The sequence below is a fragment of the Pseudomonas sp. NUPR-002 genome (assembly GCF_056322725.1).
On record NZ_CM150476.1, the window covers coordinates 1,748,282 to 1,766,954 of the forward strand.

Annotated in this window: 21 protein-coding genes and 1 tRNA gene; 9 read left to right on the forward strand and 13 right to left on the reverse strand. The window is 59.8% G+C overall.

Translation table 11 applies throughout. The annotated features are described in order from the left end of the window. Both ACVWSC_RS08100 and ACVWSC_RS08105 read left to right on the forward strand, forming a co-directional pair. Positions 1-951, forward strand: coding sequence for an alpha-E domain-containing protein (locus ACVWSC_RS08100; RefSeq protein ID WP_442113065.1), 951 nt, complete (start codon positions 1-3; stop codon positions 949-951). Then, positions 948-1,745, forward strand: coding sequence for a transglutaminase family protein (locus ACVWSC_RS08105; RefSeq protein WP_442113067.1), 798 nt, complete (start codon positions 948-950; stop codon positions 1,743-1,745). The genes ACVWSC_RS08100 and ACVWSC_RS08105 overlap by 4 nt, the downstream gene beginning before the upstream one ends. 3 nt (positions 1,746-1,748) lie before the next feature. Here ACVWSC_RS08105 and ACVWSC_RS08110 read toward each other — a convergent pair whose 3' ends face one another. Beyond that, positions 1,749-2,552 (reverse strand): cytochrome c, encoded by an 804-nt coding sequence (locus ACVWSC_RS08110; protein WP_442113069.1) that lies wholly within the window; start codon positions 2,550-2,552, stop codon positions 1,749-1,751. 522 nt (positions 2,553-3,074) lie between these two features. Here ACVWSC_RS08110 and ACVWSC_RS08115 point away from each other — a divergent pair. Then, on the forward strand, positions 3,075-3,812 hold the full coding sequence (locus tag ACVWSC_RS08115; protein ID WP_442113071.1) for an amidotransferase: 738 nt from the start codon (positions 3,075-3,077) through the stop codon (positions 3,810-3,812). Here the strand turns inward: ACVWSC_RS08115 and ACVWSC_RS08120 are convergent. The 3 genes from ACVWSC_RS08120 to ACVWSC_RS08130 form a co-directional block, all read right to left on the reverse strand. Further along, positions 3,790-4,761 (reverse strand): magnesium and cobalt transport protein CorA, encoded by a 972-nt coding sequence (locus tag ACVWSC_RS08120; protein ID WP_442113073.1) that lies wholly within the window; start codon positions 4,759-4,761, stop codon positions 3,790-3,792. The genes ACVWSC_RS08115 and ACVWSC_RS08120 overlap by 23 nt on opposite strands. Before the next feature lie 65 nt (positions 4,762-4,826). Next, the gene (locus tag ACVWSC_RS08125) at positions 4,827-5,549 is read right to left on the reverse strand and encodes a lysophospholipid acyltransferase family protein (RefSeq protein ID WP_442113075.1); all 723 of its coding nucleotides are present in this window, start codon (positions 5,547-5,549) and stop codon (positions 4,827-4,829) included. 121 nt (positions 5,550-5,670) lie between these two features. Continuing rightward, positions 5,671-6,360: a crotonase/enoyl-CoA hydratase family protein gene (locus tag ACVWSC_RS08130; RefSeq protein WP_442113077.1), complete on the reverse strand. Its 690-nt coding sequence runs from the start codon at positions 6,358-6,360 to the stop codon at positions 5,671-5,673. A gap of 65 nt (positions 6,361-6,425) precedes the next feature. Between ACVWSC_RS08130 and ACVWSC_RS08135 the strand changes: the two genes are divergently transcribed. The 3 genes from ACVWSC_RS08135 to ACVWSC_RS08145 all read left to right on the forward strand — a co-directional run bounded on the left by ACVWSC_RS08135 (position 6,426) and on the right by ACVWSC_RS08145 (position 7,832). Further along, positions 6,426-6,656: a hypothetical protein gene (locus ACVWSC_RS08135; protein ID WP_442113079.1), complete on the forward strand. Its 231-nt coding sequence runs from the start codon at positions 6,426-6,428 to the stop codon at positions 6,654-6,656. Then, positions 6,652-6,741: transfer RNA gene (locus ACVWSC_RS08140), tRNA-Ser, on the forward strand. Before ACVWSC_RS08135 ends, ACVWSC_RS08140 begins: the two co-directional genes overlap by 5 nt. 107 nt (positions 6,742-6,848) lie before the next feature. Further along, positions 6,849-7,832: a hypothetical protein gene (locus ACVWSC_RS08145; protein WP_442113081.1), complete on the forward strand. Its 984-nt coding sequence runs from the start codon at positions 6,849-6,851 to the stop codon at positions 7,830-7,832. 60 nt (positions 7,833-7,892) lie between these two features. Here ACVWSC_RS08145 and ACVWSC_RS08150 read toward each other — a convergent pair whose 3' ends face one another. From ACVWSC_RS08150 to ACVWSC_RS08165, 4 genes are all read right to left on the reverse strand, one after another. Next, positions 7,893-10,022 carry a TonB-dependent siderophore receptor gene (locus ACVWSC_RS08150; RefSeq protein ID WP_442113083.1) on the reverse strand — a complete coding sequence of 710 codons (2,130 nt, stop codon included), beginning with the start codon at positions 10,020-10,022 and terminating at the stop codon, positions 7,893-7,895. A 119-nt stretch (positions 10,023-10,141) separates the two neighbouring features. Next, positions 10,142-10,522, reverse strand: a complete 381-nt coding sequence (locus ACVWSC_RS08155; RefSeq protein ID WP_442113085.1) for a hypothetical protein — start codon at positions 10,520-10,522, stop codon at positions 10,142-10,144. Positions 10,523-10,625: 103 nt separating this feature from the next. After that, a complete protein-coding gene (locus ACVWSC_RS08160) occupies positions 10,626-11,819 on the reverse strand; it encodes an MFS transporter (RefSeq protein WP_442113087.1) in 1,194 nt (397 codons plus the stop codon). Positions 11,820-11,960: 141 nt separating this feature from the next. Then, positions 11,961-12,710 carry a 3-oxoacyl-ACP reductase family protein gene (locus tag ACVWSC_RS08165; RefSeq protein WP_442113089.1) on the reverse strand — a complete coding sequence of 250 codons (750 nt, stop codon included), beginning with the start codon at positions 12,708-12,710 and terminating at the stop codon, positions 11,961-11,963. A 123-nt stretch (positions 12,711-12,833) separates the two neighbouring features. On the opposite strand from ACVWSC_RS08165, the gene ACVWSC_RS08170 reads away from it, so the two are divergent. Then, positions 12,834-13,772 (forward strand): LysR family transcriptional regulator, encoded by a 939-nt coding sequence (locus tag ACVWSC_RS08170; protein WP_442113091.1) that lies wholly within the window; start codon positions 12,834-12,836, stop codon positions 13,770-13,772. A gap of 16 nt (positions 13,773-13,788) precedes the next feature. Here the strand turns inward: ACVWSC_RS08170 and ACVWSC_RS08175 are convergent, their stop codons facing one another. Together ACVWSC_RS08175 and ACVWSC_RS08180 are read right to left on the reverse strand one after the other, a co-directional pair. Continuing rightward, complete coding sequence (locus ACVWSC_RS08175) at positions 13,789-14,271, reverse strand: GreA/GreB family elongation factor (protein ID WP_442114274.1); 483 nt, start codon at positions 14,269-14,271, stop codon at positions 13,789-13,791. 4 nt (positions 14,272-14,275) lie between these two features. After that, entirely contained in the window at positions 14,276-14,656 is a 381-nt protein-coding gene (locus ACVWSC_RS08180) for a hypothetical protein (protein ID WP_442113093.1), read from the reverse strand. A 122-nt stretch (positions 14,657-14,778) separates the two neighbouring features. Here ACVWSC_RS08180 and earP point away from each other — a divergent pair, with 122 nt between their 5' ends. Next, positions 14,779-15,912: an elongation factor P maturation arginine rhamnosyltransferase EarP gene (gene earP / locus ACVWSC_RS08185; protein ID WP_442113095.1), complete on the forward strand. Its 1,134-nt coding sequence runs from the start codon at positions 14,779-14,781 to the stop codon at positions 15,910-15,912. A 48-nt stretch (positions 15,913-15,960) separates the two neighbouring features. Next, the gene (gene efp, locus ACVWSC_RS08190) at positions 15,961-16,530 is read left to right on the forward strand and encodes an elongation factor P (protein WP_442113097.1); all 570 of its coding nucleotides are present in this window, start codon (positions 15,961-15,963) and stop codon (positions 16,528-16,530) included. 60 nt (positions 16,531-16,590) lie between these two features. Here efp and ACVWSC_RS08195 read toward each other — a convergent pair whose 3' ends face one another. The 3 genes from ACVWSC_RS08195 to ACVWSC_RS08205 form a co-directional block, all read right to left on the reverse strand. Further along, entirely contained in the window at positions 16,591-17,019 is a 429-nt protein-coding gene (locus ACVWSC_RS08195; protein ID WP_442113099.1) for an organic hydroperoxide resistance protein, read from the reverse strand. A 125-nt stretch (positions 17,020-17,144) separates the two neighbouring features. Then, entirely contained in the window at positions 17,145-17,603 is a 459-nt protein-coding gene (locus ACVWSC_RS08200; protein ID WP_442113101.1) for a MarR family winged helix-turn-helix transcriptional regulator, read from the reverse strand. A 47-nt stretch (positions 17,604-17,650) separates the two neighbouring features. Then, complete coding sequence (locus tag ACVWSC_RS08205) at positions 17,651-18,616, reverse strand: LysR family transcriptional regulator (RefSeq protein ID WP_442113103.1); 966 nt, start codon at positions 18,614-18,616, stop codon at positions 17,651-17,653. Between the last annotated feature and the right edge of the window lie 57 nt (positions 18,617-18,673).

Consider the following 18,673-nt stretch of genomic DNA (forward strand, 5'->3'; position numbering starts at 1 on the left):
ATGTTGAGTAGAACTGCCTCTGATTTGTATTGGATGTCGCGCTATCTTGAGCGAGCGGAAAACCTCGCGCGGATGCTCGATGTCAGTTATTCGCTGTCATTGATGCCACAGGACGGCCGTGGCGATGGCCTGGATGAAATGGCCATGCCATTGCTGATCACCGGCACCCTCGACGACTACCTGGAGCGCCACGGGCAGTTGCATGCCGAGCGTTTGTTGCACTTCTTCGCTCTTGATCCCGACAACCCGGCGAGCATCTACAGCTGCCTCGGTGCGGCTCGCGCCTGTGCGCATGCGGTGCGCGGGCGCATCACCGCCGACATGTGGGAAAACATCAACGCCACCTGGCTGGAGATTCGCGGCATTGCCGAGCAAGGCCTGGGCCGTTATGGCATGAGCCGCTTTTGTGAGTGGATCAAGGAGCGTTCGCACCTATTCCGCGGCGCCACCTACGGCACCATCATGCGCAACGATGCGTTTCGCTTTATCCGCCTGGGAACATTCATTGAGCGCGCTGACAACACGCTGCGCCTGCTCGACGCGCGCTATGAAATGCTCGGAGAAGAAGCCGAAGCGGTCAGTGACAGCTCGGCCCGCGGCTACTACCAGTGGAGCGCGTTGCTGCGGGCGTTGTCGTCGTTCGAGGCCTACACCGAAATTTATCGAGACGCGCCCGCCGCCCGCCATGTTGCCGAACTGTTACTGCTGCGCGCTGATGTGCCGCGTTCATTGCGTGCCTGTACCGAAGAGATCGACCAGATTCTCGCCAGCCTGCCAGGCAGCAACGGCCGCGCTGCACAGCGCCTGGCCGCCGAAGTGGACGCACGGCTGCGGTACACCGGCATCGACGAAATTCTCGCCGAAGGTCTGCACCCCTGGTTAACCCACTACATCCCGCTGGTGCGCCAGTTGGGCAACGCCATCCACAGTGCCTATCTGGAGGCTATATGAGACTGACCATCAGCCACGAAACCGCCTATCACTATGAAGATCAGGTTCGTGCCAGCATTCAGTACCTGCGCCTCACTCCCCACGACAGCGAACGTCAGCAGGTGCTGGCCTGGCAACTGGACCTGCCACGGCCGGCGCGGGCGCAACTCGACCCGTTCGGCAATATCCTCCACGTCCTGAGCCTGGAGGAGCCGCATTCAGATCTGGTCATCGCGGCACGCGGCCTGGTAGACATCGACGAAACCCGTGAAGTCGAGCACGAAGCACAATCGCCGTTGCCCTTTTTGCGCTTCACCCGCCTGACCGAGGCCGACGAAGCCTTGCGCGCCTTTGCCCTGCAGCAATGCCGCAAACGTCGAGACCGTTCGGCGTTGATCGATTTGATGAACGCGCTCAATCAGCGCATGACCTACCAGCCCGGCAGCACTGCAGTGGACACCAGCGCTGCTCAGGCTTTTGCCGGTGGCGCTGGCGTCTGTCAGGACCATACGCACGCCTTCCTGGCCTGCGCCCGCAGCCTTGGCGTGCCGTCGCGCTATGTTTCGGGCTATCTGTTCGACAGCCAAAGCCAGCAGATGGCCAGTCACGCCTGGGCTGAAGCCTGGTTGGACGATGGCTGGTACAGCTTTGACGTGACCAATCAACTGGCCAGGCCTGAACGCCATTTGAAGCTGGCTGTGGGCCTCGACTACCTGGACGCCTGTCCGGTGCGTGGCATGCGCAGAGGGGGAGGATTCGAGCAAATGCATGCCAAGGTGCTGGTGCTGCCGAGCGTTACCGCCCAGCAGCAATAGCCATCAGGGCTGTTTGCGCGTGGCCATGTGCGCCAGGTAAGCGAGCAGGGCATCGAGTTCCGCATCGCTGAGTACCTCAGGTGAGAAGGCGGGCATTCTTGCCTGTGGCCACTGGCGCAAGCTCTGAGGGTCACGAATGTAGCGGCGCAGGAAGGCTGGCTGGAAGTACTCGGTGGGGTTGTGCGGCAGGTTAAGGTCCGGGCCGAACTGCGCATCACCGGCGCCATTGAGGCGATGGCAGGCCAGGCAGTTTTTCTGGAACAGGCTGAAACCGAGATTGATAGGGTCGTTGCTTGCCAGTTGAGGTGCTGGCAGCAGCCCCGGGAAGCGTGTAGCGACCGGCTCCAGGCGACGAATGCTGGCAACATGGAATGGCCACTGTTCCGGGCTGATGCGTCCGGCCTGCGGGTTGGTCCACACCAGATAGAACGGGCCGGCACTGGGTTTGCCGGTCCCCAGCGGCGGCCAGGGTTTGGCCGGGTCTTCAATCGCCAGCCAGGCCCTGGCGGGGCCGTTCTTGAGCAAGGGCGCCGCCGGCATCTCGGCAACGAAGCCATCATCCGCCACGGCCTGCAGGTGGTCACCAGTGGCGACACCTTCAAGCAGCACCGCCAGCGGTACGGCACGGTAATGCATGGTGCGTTTGTAGGAGACGTCGTTGTCGATACGGATCTCCTGCGCCTGAGGGTGGGCGAGCAGATCGGCGCTTTGCCACTGCCGACTAGTGTCACCCAGTTCCAGGGTCAACTGCGCTGCCTGTACAGGCAGGCAGAGCAGTGGCAGCAGAAGGGCGAGGCAAAAGCGCATAGGTAATCTCCAGCAAGTCAGGGCTGGCAGAGTACTTGCGCAGGGCCGCCGAGGGCTATAGGAATTCAGCCGAAAAGACGTGAGAGATTTGGCAAAATCAGCAGCAATGTCGTGGCAAAGAGAATGAGCCCGGCTTGACGTACTTTGTGTTGTTTGAACATGGCTGACCGCCTTCTTGTTGTTATTCCTGAGTGCCCAATGGCTTCCTTGTCGTTCCGGCAAACATGGGTAACGCGGTTTGACGTCCAGACGCGAACCTTTGCTGATGGGTATACAACTAACAGTAGGGTCAACGTCAGCGATATTTTAGATCGCTTTCGTATTTGTAACTTTATTTTTCATTGTTTTTGTTATGAGGCCTTATGCCATCTGGCAACTATTCCCCTTGCTAGACGCTTGCAATGGTTCTTTAACGGGAATCGCTAAATGTGACCGTTCGTCAGTGCATCGGACTTGCCTGTAAGCCTTATTCGGGGCAGGCTCTAGGGGGCAATCCCGCCTTTGTCGTTCAGGACTATTTTTATGCCGTTACGCATCTGCATCCTGGAAACCGACGTCCTGCGACCTGAGCTGGTCGAGCAGTATCAGGGCTACGGACGGATGTTCGAGCAACTGTTCGCCAGTCAACCGATCGCCGCCGAGTTTGACGTATACAACGTGATGAATGGCGACTACCCCGCCGATGATCAGGTGTTTGACGCTTACCTTGTGACCGGTAGCAAAGCCGACTCCTTCGGCAGCGATCCGTGGATCGAGCGCCTCAAGGCCTATCTGCTTGAGCGCTACAACCGTGGCGACAAACTGTTGGGCGTGTGTTTTGGTCATCAGGTGCTGGCGTTGGTGCTGGGCGGCAAGACTGAACGCGCCTCTCAGGGCTGGGGCGTGGGCGTGCATCGCTATCAATTGGCTGGCAAAGCGCCGTGGATGGACCCGACCGTGTCGGAGCTGACCTTGCTGATCAGTCATCAGGATCAAGTCACGGAGCTACCAGAAAACGCCACAGTGATTGCCTCCAGCGATTTCTGCCCCTTCGCCGCCTATCACATCGCCGATCAGGTGCTGTGTTTCCAGGGGCACCCAGAGTTCGTTCACGATTACTCGCGTGCACTGCTGGACCTGCGTCAGCAAAGCCTGGGTCAGGAGGTTTACCAGAAGGCGGTGGCCAGCCTGGTGCAAGAGCACCAGGGCGGCATGGTCGGCGAGTGGATGATGCGCTTTGTGGCGCATCAGCAGGAGGCTAAAGCCAGCCTGAGCGCTTGAAGCTGGCAAACAGCGCCGTGCAACCTACGGTGATGGCACCGAGCACGGCGAAGTAACCGTAATGCCAGCTCAACTCCGGCATGTTCTGAAAGTTCATGCCGTAGATCCCTGCCACCGCGGTAGGGAAGGCGAGAATCGCCGCCCAGGCGGCGAACTTGCGTTGCACGATACTCTGGCGTGATGACTCCAGCAGCATACCGATCTCAATGGTCTGGCTGGCGATGTCACGAATCCCGGCCAGATCTTCCATCTGCCGGGTCACATGAATCTGCACGTCGCGAAAGTACGGTCGCATGTTTTTGTCGATGAACGGAAAGGTCAGGCGCTGCAGTTCTTCGCTGATCTCGACCATCGGCGCAACGTAACGGCGCAAGCGCAGAATGTCGCGGCGCAGGCTGTGCAGGCGCTGGATGTCTTCTTCCTGTAGCGAGTTGCTCAGCACACTTTGTTCCAGCTCTTCGATTTCGCCGTGAATGGCTTCGCTGATAGGCTGGTAGTTTTCGGTGACGAAGTCGAGCAGGGCGTACAGCACAAAATCCTCACCATGCTCCAGCAGCAACGGCCGTGCCTCGCAGCGCTGGCGCACCAAGGCGTAGGATTTGGATTGGCCATTGCGACAGGTGATGAGGTAGCCAGTGCCGGCGAAGATGTGGGTTTCGATGAACTCCAGCTTGCCTTCATGGCGCACCGGCGAGTACGTCACGATAAACAGCGCGTCGCCGAAGGTTTCCAGCTTCGGCCGACTGTGTTTTTCCAGGGCATCTTCAATGGCCAGTTCATGCAGGTTGAACTGCTGTTGCAGGTTGGCCAGCTCTTCGGCGTTGGGTTCTTCCAGACCAATCCAGACGAAATGCCCGGGTTTACTGGCCCATTGGCTGCCTTCATCGATGCTGATGTTGGTAACTTTTCTGCCGGCGCTGTACACAGCCGCCGCAACGACTCGTCCCATGGTGGTTCGCTTCTTGTGATAACCGTGCCAGTAGCTTGGTCTGACACGCACAATTGAGCAACCCTTCAGGCGTGCGGCAATTCGGCCTCCATCAGGTCGATGCAACGCTGCATCTGCGCCTGGCATTGCTCCGCCAGTGCAGGCACATCCTGTTGGGTCAGTCCGGTAGTTGCGATCGGTGGCAGCGAGCGAATGATGACTTTGCTGCGACGCCAGCGGTTAAGGCCCAGGCGTTGGGTGTAGCGGCTGACACACACCGGCACAATCGGCACTCCGGCCTCGACGGCCATGTGGAACGCACCTTTCTTGAAGGGCACCAACTGCTCGCCAGCATTGCGCGTGCCTTCGGGGAATACCCAGATCGATGTGTCGTTTTCGCACAGGGTGCGTGTAGTGGTCTGCATTGCCCGGCGCGCCTGGTAGGCGTTGCCGCGATCGATCAGCACATTGCCGCTGAGCCAGAACAACTGGCCGAACAGTGGAACCCATTTCAGGCTTTTTTTGCCGATGCACACGGTCCGCGGTGGCACCACGTGGCCCAGCACGAACAGGTCGTGATTGGATTGATGGTTGGCAACGATCACGCAACCGGGGGGCTGGTCGAACAGCGGGCCGACTTCGGCTTTGACATCCATACGCATCAGCCAGGTAGCAGGCAGCCCATAAAGACGTGCGCAAATACGGCTGTTGTCCGGGTTGAAGGGCCGGCACAGGCCAACCAGTACACCGATCACACCAACCACAATGAAGTGCAGCCCCAACAGGAACATGCGGATAAGAAAAAGCATCGTACGACTCACACCAGACAAACGCGGCGCAGTGTACGGATGTGCACAGGCGCGGGCAAACGCTCTATGCACCAGTGGCAGCCTGATTGCGCAAATAAACGCAATCAGGCCTTGGTAGGAGTCAGCCCAGGTGTTGCTGGTCGCGGATGATCGCGTCATCGAGGCTGTCGAGCAGCGCCTTGCGCACCTTGAGCTTGGTGTGTTTATGCGCGTTCATGTTGATCTTCTTAAGCTGCCGCGCGGCTGCCAGTGCCGTTTCCTGCAGTTGTTCGGCGGCCACAACCTTATCGAGGAAGCCTGCGTCCACAGCGCTGACCGGGTCGAACATCTCGGCGTTGATTACCGAGCGATGGAAGGCCGAGCGGCGCAGGCGGTCACGGGCAAGTTCAATACCGGCGTGGTGCATGGTCATACCGATCTGCACTTCATTCAGGCCAATATTGAAAGGCCCTTCAACACCGATGCGGTAGTCCGCCGAGAGCAGCAGGAACGCGCCCTTGGCCACAGCATGGCCTGGGCAGGCAACAATGATCGGGAACGGGTGCGCCAGCATGCGCCGGGCCAGGGTGGAACCGGCGGTGACCAGGCTGACCGCTTCTTTAGGGCCTGCGGTCATCACTTTGAGGTCATAGCCGCCAGATAGAATGCCCGGCTGGCCGGTGATGATTACCACCGCACGATCTTGCGTGGCCTGATCCAGGGCTGCATTGAAGGCCGCAATGACATCGGGCGAGATGGCGTTGACCTTGCCGTTGTTCAGGGTCAGGGTCGCGATGCCGTCGTCGAGGTGGTAGGTAATCAGCTCACTCATGACAGAGTTCCTTACTGGGAGAGTGGGGCAGACGTTACTCAGGCTGCGCAGTCAGGTAAAGCGCTGTGACTGACTGGGCAGTCAGGCTTAGCCCGCTTTGCCTTGCAAGCCGGGGCCAGCGGCTGAACGGCTACCGAAGCACAGCAGAGATTGGCGAGTTTGCCCTGTGCACCGTCGTGTTTTCGCTCGATCGGCTTAAGCGCATGAAAATTCTGAAAAAAACCTTTGCCATCAGCAGCTCTTTCGACTACATTAGCGCGCCTCGACAGGCTGAACAGCTTGAAGAGAAACGGTGAAGTGTCCGAGTGGCTGAAGGAGCACGCCTGGAAAGTGTGTATACAGGAAACTGTATCAAGGGTTCGAATCCCTTCTTCACCGCCACATTTAGAAAAGCCCCGCAAATTACGATTTGCGGGGCTTTTTGCATTCTGGGTCAGCTGTTTTCTGATTGAACTTGCAGAATTGTCAAAGGGTGGGATTGCAGCGCGATGAAAATAAGAACCTTAGGCTGCCTGTTAATGTTGGTGTCGCTAAGCGCCGTTGCCGGCGTGAATGAAAATGCGCAAAACAAGTGCCGGGCGATGGAACGGGATGTTCCAAGCTACAACATTCCGTTTGAAAGCATGCGCACAACAGTTGTTCAGTACGTCGTTGTAAAAGGTGTAAAGGACAAGGCCAACCAAACGGATCAGCAGATACCTTCACTGTTACGCGAAAAAATCAGTGTATTGGCTCGTCCTGAATACAGTGAGTTCCTCGAAGAGGCGATTGCGCTGCGTCTTGAACAGGCGCAGGTGGCGCATAAGGCTGCATACCAGAGAGTCGGTGCGTCGGTGCAAGCGAAATACGATCGGTATGCTGAATGTTATCTGGACAGTGTCTCGGATCCGCAATCAGCAGCGTACGTTGATGCCAGCAAGGCACTGGACGAAACCTATGCGTATGTCAGCTTCAAAGCTGAGGAAAGACAAATCCAAGCCGAGGCACAGCGGCGACAGGATGAATACCTGGCCAGTGAAAATGCCAGAAAAAAACGAGAGCTCGAAGCGCATAAAGTGCTGGAGCAGCGTCGCCAGAATCCGCCTTCACGTTCTGCTGAAATTGGCCCTTTTGTTGTAACAGTGGACAGCTGTACAACCAGTCAGAACGCAGACTTTGGCCTGATACCTGTTAGTTCGCAACCCGGCTCAAAGTTTTTGATACTTCAGGCTACTTTCAAAAATACCAGCAACACTGGGCAATTGATTGTTCCTGGTGTGTTGCTGATGAACCATTCTGGCAAGACCTACACCTACAACGTCATTGAGCCGGTGCTTGGCGACCCGATCGGTGTTCCGCAGGGGCCGATCAATCCGCTGATCGCTCAAAAAGTCAGAGTGGTTTATCGGGTATCAGATGATGTCTCAGGCGCGCTACGCTGGCAGCCAGGGCAGAACCCGGACAGGCTGACGCTCAAGTGCGGTGTCATCTGATCATCGCGGGGCAAGCCCGCTCCCACAGGTGGGAGCGGGCTTGCCCCGCGATAACCCTCCTCAAAAACTCACAGAAGCCGACACCCGCGCAGTCCTTGGCGCGCCCTGGAACAGGTAGCCATCTCCCAGGTATTCGCCCGCGTCACGCCAGTAGCGTTTATCAAAAACGTTGTCGACCATCAGCCGCAGTGTTGTGTCGTAACCGCCGATTTTTGTGCTGTAGCGGCTGCCCAGGTCGAACACGGCGTAGCTGCCGACTTCCACGTTGCCCGCCTGGTTGGCGTACTTGCTGGCGCTGTAGCGTGCCCCGCCGAGCAGGGCCAGGCCGTTGATCGGCAGGCTGTAGTCGGCCTGCACCGCAGCACGCAGGTTGGGCACATTCAGCGCCTGATGGCCTTCGTAGTCAGCAGTTCCGCTGTTTTTCACCCGCGCACGAATGGCCGCAGCGCTGGCGTTGATCTGCAGGCGCTCGGTCAGCCAGCCGCTGGCGCCCAGCTCCAGGCCGATATTCTTTTGCTGGCCTTGTTGCACATAGGTGAAATGCCCCGCGCCGTCTGGCCGTGAGTATTGGTAGGCCTGGCGCAGTTGAAACAGCGCTGCACTCAGGCTCATGCGCTGCCAGTCGCGTTTGATGCCCACTTCCAATTGGTGCGACAGGGTCGGCGCGAGGATTTCGGCGCTGTTGCTGGCGAACCAGGGCGCTGTACCGCCGGAGGAGATTCCTTTGCTGTAACGGGTGTACACCGAGATGTCCGGGCGCGGTTTGTAGATCAGGGCGGCGTTGGGCAGCAGTTGATAGTCACGGGTATGGCGCCCAGGGTCGCCATTTTCGTCGAAGGTTTTTTCGTCCAGGCGCACCAGGCGCGCGCCCAGCACGGTCTGCCATTGCTCGTTGAAGCTGATCCGGTCACTGGCGAACAGGCCATATTGGCGGCTGTCCAGGCGACGGGTGCTGGGCCCAACGGCTTTCTCGGAGGGCGGTAACGCCGGAGTCGGTTGGTAAATGTTGCCGCTGCCAAGCCATTCATTGAAGTACGGGCGTTGGTCAAGGGTGCGGCGCTGGGCACTGGTACCGACCGTAAGTTCGTGGTTCAAACTCATGGCCTCAAAGTGACCATTGAGTGCGGCCTGCACTTCGTCGGTGCGGCGGGTGTCATCGGGGCTGCGGTAATCGTAGATGTCGTAGTCGCCAGCGCTGCTGAAATACGGCCCCTCGCTCGAACCCCAGGCAAATGAGCTGTAGTCATCGATCACCACTTTGCTGCGCGAGGCGCTGAGGGTGCCGGTCCAGCTATCGTTGAAGCGATATTCAAAGCGCCCGCCAAGGTTCAATGAGTCAATGCTGACTGGATTGGCCCATTGTTGGTACGCCAGGCGGTCGTGCGGGTCAATGTCGTGGGGCAGTTGGCTGCCGCCGAGCAGTTGATAGCCGGGGACCGAGCGTTGTTCACGCTGCTGGTACTCGGCATCCAATTGCAGTACGGCGTCGGGGTTGATCTGCCAGTCGAAGGCCAGCGCGGCAAAGTCACGCTTGCCATCGGCATGGTCTACGTACGAGCGGATGTCTTCATGCGCGAGGTTGGCGCGCACCCCAAACTGGCGCTCGCTGCCGAACCAGCCGCCCAGGTCGGTAGCGATGTAGCGTTCGCCCTGGTCGTTGCTCGACACCGTCACCGAACGCACGTCTTCTGGACGCTTGGTCACGTAGTTGATCAATCCGCCGGGTTCGGCAACGCCGCTCTGCAACCCGGACAAGCCTTTGAGCAGCTCGATCTGTTGCTTGTTCTCCAGCGCCACGTTCTGTTCGCCAGCGATGGTTTGGCCATTGATCTTGTAGCTGCTGGCGGCATTCAGTTCGAAACCGCGTACGTTGAAGTTTTCGTAGTAACCGATCGGCGCATAACTTTCGCCTACCGAGGCATCGCTTTGCAGTACTTCACTGAGTTTGCGCACCTGCCGATCAGCCAGCAGCTGTTCGCTGAATACCGCCACCGATGCCGGGGTGTCGAGCAAGGGCGCGGGAGCAAAGCCTGCGACGGATGCGTCCTGCACCTGATAGCCCTCGCTATAGGCCTCGGAGACTTTTACCGGCGCCAGGGTGATGCTGTCTTGCGCCAGGCTGTGACAGGCAGGCAGCGCCAGGCTCAAGCCGAGCAGGCTTGCGGGCAGGCGAGGGTGGGGCAGGGGCATGCAAAACGTTCCTTGATAGCGCGGAGTTAAAACGAGCGCGCATCTTAACAGGGGCTACTGCCTCACGGAGCCCCTGTCCAGGTGGTTCAAGCAATGCCGTGAATCGCCTAGCAGCTGATTCAGCGATTGGCTGCCGGTTGGTTGTGGCGACGCCAATGACCATTGAGTTTCGACCAGGTCTTGCTGTCGGTAACCGCCATCAGTTTGCGGCCATCTTTGAAGGTGGCCAGGAAGGTGATTTCCTCTTCCTTGCCGCCCAACCACATCCCGGCAATCAGGCCCACCGGCCCAGCCATCAAGGCGCCAGCCACGCCCCAGCCCAAGGTACTGCTCAGGCTACGGCTGGACTCCTGATTGGCAACGATCAGTTCACTGATTCGGGTAAGGGCGATTTTTTCCCCGGGGGAAGGGCTGCGGCAGGTCTTGAGAGTGAGCGATCCATTGCGGTACTCGCCTTCACCTTGCAAGAAATCGCCGGACTGAACCGTGAGTCTTGTCATCGTGGCATCCAGTAAGAAGGGGCTGTTGACCACCCGCTACTCAGCGCCACCGGCTCAAACAAGTCAATCCTCAGGCGACGGAGGGTCGCCTGAGCTGACCACATCAGGCCGTGCGCACCCGCACGCTGCGCTGGCGTTCGGCCAGGGCCCAGACCAGCAAGGCCACACTGCCAATCGCCAGGCCGGCGGCGACGATACCGTGCCAGCCATAGTGCTGGAACAGCTGGGTGCCAAGCAGCGAACCCAGCGCGCCACCAATGAAGTAGCAGGTGATGTAGCCAGCGTTCAGGCGATTGCGCGCTTCAGGACGCAGTGCAATGACGGCGTTCTGGTTGCTCACATGCACCAGTTGCACGGCCAGATCCAACAGCAGCACGCCGATCAACAGGGCAACCAGCGAAGATTGGGCAAAGCCCAGGGGAATCCAGGACAGCAGCAGGGCCAGTAAGCCGACTGTGGTGCCCAGCGAGCCTTTGCCGCGATCAGCCAGGCGGCCGGCCCAGTTGGCCGACAGCGCGCCTGCTGCACCGGCCAGGCCGAACAGGCCAATGATGGCATCGGAATAGTGGTAGGGCTCGGCGGCCAGAAGAAACGCCAGTGGAGTCCAGAACAGCGCAAACAGGCTGAAGGCCAGTAGCCCAAGCAAAGAGCGCAGGCGTAATACCGGCTCATCAACGAACAGACGAAACACCGAACCGATCAGGGCGGGGTAGCGCAGTCCCGCGTGTTGTCGGCGTTCTGGCAGGGCGCGAAACAAGGCGATGGCGCACACCGCCATCAGCCCGGCTGCCAGCAGATAGATACTGCGCCAGCCGCCCAGTTCGGCCATGAACCCAGCCGCTGTACGCGCCAGCAGAATGCCCAGGAGCAAACCGCTCATCAAGGTCCCGACCGCGCGGCCGCGCTGGCCCGGGTCGCTCAGGCCAGCAGCCATGGGTACCAGTACCTGAGCCACTACCGAAAACAGGCCGGTCAGGGTCGTACCCAGCAGCAACCACACAAGGCTCGGTGAAAAGGCACTGATCAGCAGCCCCAGGGTACTGATGGCGATCATGCTGACGATCAGTCGCCGTTGTTCGAACAAATCGCCCAGCGGTGCCAGTAGCAGAAGGCCTGCGCCATAACTCAGTTGCGCGGCAATCACGATGGCACCGGCGCTGGCAGTGCTCAGGCCGAACTGCTCAGCGATGCTGTGCAGCAGCGGTTGGGCGTAATAGTTGCTGGCGACGGCCAGGCCGGTGGCAGTGGCCATCAGCAGGATCAGGCCGCGGCTCAAGGATGTGCTGGAGGAGGTCATGGACCGTCTCGATCAGTGGCAGTAAAGGAGTGACAGTATCGGAAATGTGCTGGCGGGATGCCAATGTATCAACATCAGCTCCGGCGGCCCGGGCCTGTGTCGAGATGATCTCACACAGTCAGGGCCGTCCGGGGCGGTGTGTCAGGCGGCAAAGCCGCCGTCGATCGTCAGGCTGGCGCCGGTGATATAGGCCGCCTCGGGGCTCGCCAGGTAAGCGACGAAACCGGCAATTTCTTCGACTTCACCGTATCGCCCCACCGCCATGTAGCCCATCAGGCTCTCGGCAAATTCGCCATGAGCAGGGTTCATGTCAGTGTCAACCGGGCCGGGCTGCACGTTATTGATGGTGATGCCCAGGGGGCCGAGATCACGGGCCAGGCCGCGGGTCAGCCCCACCAGAGCCGATTTGCTCATGGCGTACGGGCCGCCACCGGCAAAGGGCATGCGCTCGGCGTTGGTGCTGCCGATGTTGATGATCCGCCCGCCTTGGCCCATGTGCCGGGCTGCGGCCTGGCTGGCGACGAACACGCTGCGCACGTTGACGGCCAGGGTACGGTCGAAGTCGTCGAGGTTGAACTCCAGCAGCGGGGCAACGGCCAGTACACCAGCGTTGTTGACCAGAATGTCCAGGCCGCCAAAGGCCTCGACCGTGTGCTCCACGGCTTGTTGCACGGCGCTGGCATCGGCGCTGTCGGCCTGGATGGCCAGGGCTTTGCCACCGGCGTCAACGATGCTCTGTTGTAACGCTTGAGCTTGCGCCGTGGCGCTGGCGTAGGTGAAGGCAACACGGGCGCCTTCGGCGGCCAGGCGTTTGACGATGGCTGCGCCGATGCCGCGTGATCCACCCTGAACCAGGGCCACTTTGCCGGTGAGGCGGGCTTGATGTGACATGCTGTGCTCCAGAAAGAACAAGGCCCGATGCCTTGGATGGAGCTCAGTATCGGCGCTGGATTACCTTCTGATAAGCCAGTAATCGCTATAGTCTGTGTAAACCAAAAGTATGGAATCACGGGTGTGGAATCGTTCAGCAGCATCGAATGCTTCGTGCGTAGCGCGGAAGTGGGCAGTTTTGCAGAAGCCGCGCGGCGCCTGAGTCTGACGCCTGCAGCGGTGGGGAAAAATGTCGCCCGCCTGGAGCAGCGTCTGGGCGTGCGCTTGTTTCAGCGCAGCACCCGGCGCCTGACCCTGACCGAAGCCGGTCAGCGCTTTCTGGGCGAGGTGGCCAGTAGCTTCCAGACCATCCAGCACGCCATGGCCAACCTCGCCAGCGCCGAAGGTCAACCCGTCGGCACTTTGAAAGTCAGCATGGGCACGGTGTTCGGGCGGTTGTACATCGTGCCGTTGCTGGCTGAATTTCTTGATCGTTACCCTGCGATCAGCCCCGATTGGCATTTTGATAATCGGCAGGTCGATTTGATTGGCCAGGGTTTCGATGCGGCGATTGGCGGCGGTTTTGACCTGCCCCAGGGCGTTGTTGCGCGCAAACTGACCCCAGCGCACCGGATTCTGGTGGCTGCCCCTGCGTTCCTTGCACAGCACCCGGCGATACTGCAGCCGGCCGACCTGCAGGCGCTGGACGGTATTCTGATCCGCTCACCGCAGACCGGGCGGGTGCGCTCCTGGCCGCTGACCAACCGCCAACAGGAGCAGAGCCCCCTGACTATTCGCCAGCGCATGACCATGAGCGATTCCGAGGCCGCCTGTGCGGTGGCACAGCAGGGCTTGGGCGTGGCCTTGGTGAGCATGCCGTTTGCGGTGCCCTACCTGCAGGCGGGCAGCCTGGTGCGGGTGCTGCCGGATTGGTATGTGGATGATGGCAACATCTGCCTGTATTACGCCGAGCACAAACTGTTGCCGGGCAAGACCCGAGCGTTTATCGATTTCATCGTCGAGCAGTTTGCCGCCCAGGGATTGGCGCAGCGTTTCAACGCCTTGGCTTCCGGATATCACTGACATGTCACCGCCGCTTCTACCGGACTTGCAGCACCAGGTAATCCTGGCGCACGCCGCCGAGCACCAGGCTGACTTCCTCATCTTCGACCTTGCCCAGCAAGCACTGCCCCAGCGGCGAGCGCGGTGTAATCACGGTCACCAACTGTTCACCCTGACCGATCTTCAGGCCTGCACCTTCAGGGCCTAGAAACAGCTGCTGACAGCTGCCATTCTCGGCTTCCAGGGTTACCAGATTGCTGAGTTGAATACCGCGGCTGGCATCGTAGTCGCGCAGCACCAGTTGCTGGTAGGCCGCGCGTGCCTGGCGAATTTCTTCCATCCGTCGGGCCTGCCCGGTGGCAAGGTACGACGCTTCCAGGCCCAGGGTGTCGTATTTGTTTTCGGCGATGTTTTCTTCGGCCGTGGCCGCTTCATAAGCGGTTTGCGCAGCGCGTTGGGCCACGTCGAGATCGAAGCTCAGGGTGTCGATGATGCGTTGCAGCAAGTCGGCTTTGTTCATGGTGCTAGTGACAGAATTCAAGGACAAGGGCGCGGCTCTTTTCGGTTGGTGCCGTGCGGTTTTGTTGCAACCAGAACTGGCATTTGGGATTGGACAGATTACGGACGCTGCTTTCAGCCTGATCCTCGGCCTGCTGCAGTTCCTGGTTGCGCAAAATTTGTTTGTACTGCTCGAACATCTGGCTCTGCTGCTCGGCGCCTGGGGCTGGTGCTGCGACAGGCGGGATCAGTACCTGGCTCAAGGGTTGCACTGTCTCCGGCACAAAGCGCCAGGCCAGCCACAGGCTCAAGGCGATCGCCAGGGCACCGAACCAAAGGCCCAGGGCAATGCACACAATCAACTGGAGTGGTTTGAGGGTGATCTTCAGTTCGCGAGGGCGGGGCATGATGGCCTCCTGGCCAGGGCACAGGATTCTATTGTGGCATGGCGTTGCAGGTTTTTTTCGCAGTGTGCTTTTGTCTGCGATGATTTCCCCGGACAATTGGCACTTTTTCCAAGAGGCCAGCTATGAAAGCTGACTGGGACATCTTCTGTTGTGTCGTTGATAACTACGGCGACATCGGCGTGACGTGGCGCCTGGCCCGGCAACTGGTGGCCGAGCAGGGAATGGCGGTGCGCCTGTGGGTGGATGATCTCAACGCCTTCGCGCGTATCTGCCCAGAGGCTGACGCCCAGGCGCCGCGTCAATGGCAGCAGGGCGTAGAGGTGTGCCACTGGCTAGCGGACTGGCAGGAAACGTCAGTAGCAGATGTAGTCATCGGCGCTTTTGCCTGTCAGTTGCCGGCCGATTATGTGCAGGCAATGCTCGATTGCCCGCGCCCGCCGCTGTGGCTGAATCTTGAGTACCTGAGCGCTGAAAACTGGGTGGAAGGCTGTCATGGTTTGCCTTCACCGCAACCCAACGGCCTGCGCAAAGTGTTTTTCTTTCCAGGTTTTACCCCCAAGACCGGTGGCTTGCTCCGCGAGGCCACACTGCTGGCGCGGCGCGAAACCTTCGAGCAAGACCCCGCCGCGCGCACGGCATTTCTTCAGCATCTGGGCGTAGTTCCGGCCGATGGCGCCCGTTTGATTTCGCTGTTTGCTTACGAAAATGCCAGCCTGGCCAGTTGGCTCGACGCGTTGGCCGCCGATTCTCGAAGCAATCACCTGCTGGTACCTGAGGGACGGATTCTGGCAGACGTGCAGGCGTGGCTGGGCGACGGCGAGATGCAGGTGGGCCGTGTGCTCACACGGGGTGCGCTGACCGTGCAGATTCTGCCTTTTGTCAGCCAGGACGAGTATGACCAGTTGCTCTGGAGCTGCGACTTCAACGCCGTGCGTGGTGAGGATTCGTTCGTCCGCGCGCAATGGGCAGGGCGGCCGTTGCTCTGGCACATCTATGTGCAGGAAGAGTATGCCCATTGGGAAAAGCTCGAAGCGTTTCTCGATCACTACGTAGTGGGGCTTTCGCCGTCAGCCCAAGCGGCGATTGTCGATTTGTGGCGCGCCTGGAACATGGATCGCGACATGGGCCAGGCCTGGCAACAGGTGCTTGAACACTGGGACGAACTCGACCGCCACGCCCGCCATTGGGCCACCGCACAGGCCGCTCAGCCGGACCTTGCCACGGCGCTGGTACAGTTTTACCGAAATTCGCTATGATACGCGGCCTCGATTTTTGTAAATCCATCCAAATTCGGATATCTCGCGATGAAAACTGGTAAAGAACTGAAACCCGGTACCGTACTGCGGATCGACAACGACCCTTGGCTGGTCCAGAAAGCTGAATTCACCAAGTCGGGCCGTAACAGCGCGATCATGAAGACCAAGCTGAAGAACCTGCTGACCGGCTACAAGACCGAAACCGTTTACGGTGCGGACGACAAGCTGGACGACGTGATCCTGGATCGCAAAGAAGCGACCCTGTCGTTCATCAGCGGTGACTCCTACACCTTCATGGACACCACCGACTACACCATGTACGAACTGAACGCTGAAGACCTCGAAGCCGTTCTGCCGTACATCGAAGAAGGCATGGAAGACGTCTGCGAAGCAGTCTTCTTCGAAGGCCGTCTGGTTTCGGTTGAACTGCCGACCACCATCAGCCGTCAGGTTGTTTACACCGAGAACGCTGCTCGCGGCGACACCTCGGGCAAGGTCATGAAACCTGCCAAGCTGAAAAACGGCACTGAAATCAGCGTTGCTGACTTCATCCAGATCGACGAGTGGATCGACATCGACACTCGCGACAACAGCTTCAAAGGCCGTTCCAAGAAGTAATTCCTGGCGCCCAGAAAAAACCCGGCCTTGGCCGGGTTTTTTTATGTCCGGGACTCAGCCTCAGACCGTCACGTGCAGGCGAACGTCAACGTTGCCGCGGGTGGCGTTGGAGTATGGGCAAACCAGGTGAGCAGCATCCACCAGCGCCTGCGCATCCGCCTGCTGCAGGCCCGGCAGGGCGATGTGCAGGTCGATATCCAGGCCGAACCCGCCCGGGATCTGGCCGATACCGACCTTGGCGGTAATCGAGCTGTCGGCAGGCAGGGCTTTTTTCTGCTGGCCGGCAACGAACTTCAGGGCGCCGATAAAGCAGGCCGAATAGCCTGCAGCAAACAGTTGTTCGGGGTTGGTGCCGTCACCGCCAGCGCCGCCCAGTTCTTTGGGCGTACTCAGTTTGACTTCGAGTTTACCGTCGCTGGAGCGCGAGCTGCCGTCGCGACCACCGGTGGACTTGGCTTCAGCAATGTACAGCGGAGTGACCTTTTGCATGTTGAGCCTCGCTTGTATGTTGCGCCGCAGCGCTGAGTGGGTACGGGGTTTAACTTAGTGCGCAATTATTTTGCGCGCAAGATAAATTTCGACCAGCTTACAAACGGTCATTCACAGCATAGCTGTCAGAGGCTTTTCTGCAGGTTGGTGCGCAGTTCCAACAGCTCCGCCTGCAAGTGTTGCAGGCGCGCCAGGCTTTCGCCGCTGGCCGCCAGAATGCACTGCGGAACGTTCTTGGCGCGGTCTTGCAGGGCGCGCCCCTGGTCGCTCAGGTGCACCTGTACAACCCGCTCGTCTTCCCGGCTGCGGGTGCGTTTGAGCAGGCCTTCTGCTTCCAGGCGTTTGAGCAGTGGGGTGAGCGAGCCCGGATCGGTCAGCAGGCGCTGGCTGATTTCACCGACAGTCAGGCCATCCTTTTCCCATAGCACCAGCATTGCCAGATACTGTGGATAAGTCAGTCCGAGTTGCTGCAGCAGCGGCTTGTAGACTTTGGTCATCAGCAGCGATGTCGAGTACAGGGCGAAGCACACTTGGTTATCCAGCAACAGCTCATCGCACAGGGCAGGGTTTTTCGCGGCGTTCATGCACATCCTTTATTTCGTTGAGTCCTTTGAATTTAGCACGCTGTTCATTAGCACGAGGATGACCAGCGCAGCTCGCTTTGCAAGGCCAGATCCCAAGGCGGTACGGGGCTGAAGCGGCTCTTGAGGAATTCGAGTAGCAAACGGCTGCGAGAGTTCGTTTCGTGTTCCAGGCGCAAGGCATAAATTCCGCTGGACTCGGCAGCGGGCAGGCCCTGTTCGCAGAACAGCGGCAGCAATTCGCCGCGCAGCAGGTAGTCGCTGATCAGCCAGGTGGGCAAGTGAGCAATGCCCAGGCCGGCCAGCGCCCCGAACAGCAACGTCTCGGCATTGTTGGCGCTCATGCGCATTCGGGTGGGGCGATACAGGCGCAACTGGCCGTCAACGGCAAAGCGCCAGGCAAACGGAGGCGCCAGGCCATCCCAGTCCAGGCCGTCGTGCTCAGGGAGTTCGGCGGGACTGCTGGGAACGCCGCGGGCGGCCAGGTAAGCAGGGCTGGCACAGGCAATACGGACCATGTAGGCCAGCGGCGTGGCCACCAGGCGGGTATCGGCCAATGGCCCGGCGCGCAACACCAGATCGACTTCTCCCAAGTGCGAGCCGTGCAGGTCGACAAAACTGTCGATCAGGCGCAACTGCACATCCAGCCCGGGGTAGGCCACCAGAAAGTCGGCAATCGCCGGGGCCAAATGCCGACGACCGAACGCTGCGGGGGCATCGATGCGGATCAGCCCTTCAGGGGCATTACTCAATGACACTGCTTCGGCGCGGGCCAGGCGTAATTCTTCCACGATGCGCCGGGCGCGTTCAGCAAATGCATTACCAGCCGGGGTAGGGCGCACCGCGTGCGTACTGCGCACGAACAGGCGGCTGCCAACGGCACTCTCCAGCGTGTCGATACGCCGGGCAACGGCAGAAGGGGTCAGCGGATGGCGCCGGGCGGTGGCGGAAAAGCTGCCGGTCTCCAGCACGTCGAGGAACAGGCTGAGTTGCTCGGTGAGGGTGTCAGGGTTCATTTCGCGTGGTCTGCTTGTGCGTAAATGGCAAAGCCATTGTGCGTTGCTATGCGTTTC

Coding starts and splice junctions, on each gene's coding strand:
- ACVWSC_RS08100 (WP_442113065.1), top strand. CDS start 1: ATGTTGAGTAGAACTGCCTCTGATTTGTATTGGATGTCGCGCTATCTT.
- ACVWSC_RS08105 (WP_442113067.1), top strand. CDS start 948: ATGAGACTGACCATCAGCCACGAAACCGCCTATCACTATGAAGATCAG.
- ACVWSC_RS08110 (WP_442113069.1), bottom strand. CDS start 2,552: ATGCGCTTTTGCCTCGCCCTTCTGCTGCCACTGCTCTGCCTGCCTGTA.
- ACVWSC_RS08115 (WP_442113071.1), top strand. CDS start 3,075: ATGCCGTTACGCATCTGCATCCTGGAAACCGACGTCCTGCGACCTGAG.
- ACVWSC_RS08120 (WP_442113073.1), bottom strand. CDS start 4,761: ATGGGACGAGTCGTTGCGGCGGCTGTGTACAGCGCCGGCAGAAAAGTT.
- ACVWSC_RS08125 (WP_442113075.1), bottom strand. CDS start 5,549: ATGCTTTTTCTTATCCGCATGTTCCTGTTGGGGCTGCACTTCATTGTG.
- ACVWSC_RS08130 (WP_442113077.1), bottom strand. CDS start 6,360: ATGAGTGAGCTGATTACCTACCACCTCGACGACGGCATCGCGACCCTG.
- ACVWSC_RS08145 (WP_442113081.1), top strand. CDS start 6,849: ATGAAAATAAGAACCTTAGGCTGCCTGTTAATGTTGGTGTCGCTAAGC.
- ACVWSC_RS08150 (WP_442113083.1), bottom strand. CDS start 10,022: ATGCCCCTGCCCCACCCTCGCCTGCCCGCAAGCCTGCTCGGCTTGAGC.
- ACVWSC_RS08155 (WP_442113085.1), bottom strand. CDS start 10,522: ATGACAAGACTCACGGTTCAGTCCGGCGATTTCTTGCAAGGTGAAGGC.
- ACVWSC_RS08160 (WP_442113087.1), bottom strand. CDS start 11,819: ATGACCTCCTCCAGCACATCCTTGAGCCGCGGCCTGATCCTGCTGATG.
- ACVWSC_RS08165 (WP_442113089.1), bottom strand. CDS start 12,710: ATGTCACATCAAGCCCGCCTCACCGGCAAAGTGGCCCTGGTTCAGGGT.
- ACVWSC_RS08175 (WP_442114274.1), bottom strand. CDS start 14,271: ATGAACAAAGCCGACTTGCTGCAACGCATCATCGACACCCTGAGCTTC.
- ACVWSC_RS08180 (WP_442113093.1), bottom strand. CDS start 14,656: ATGCCCCGCCCTCGCGAACTGAAGATCACCCTCAAACCACTCCAGTTG.
- earP (WP_442113095.1), top strand. CDS start 14,779: ATGAAAGCTGACTGGGACATCTTCTGTTGTGTCGTTGATAACTACGGC.
- efp (WP_442113097.1), top strand. CDS start 15,961: ATGAAAACTGGTAAAGAACTGAAACCCGGTACCGTACTGCGGATCGAC.
- ACVWSC_RS08195 (WP_442113099.1), bottom strand. CDS start 17,019: ATGCAAAAGGTCACTCCGCTGTACATTGCTGAAGCCAAGTCCACCGGT.
- ACVWSC_RS08200 (WP_442113101.1), bottom strand. CDS start 17,603: ATGAACGCCGCGAAAAACCCTGCCCTGTGCGATGAGCTGTTGCTGGAT.
- ACVWSC_RS08205 (WP_442113103.1), bottom strand. CDS start 18,616: ATGAACCCTGACACCCTCACCGAGCAACTCAGCCTGTTCCTCGACGTG.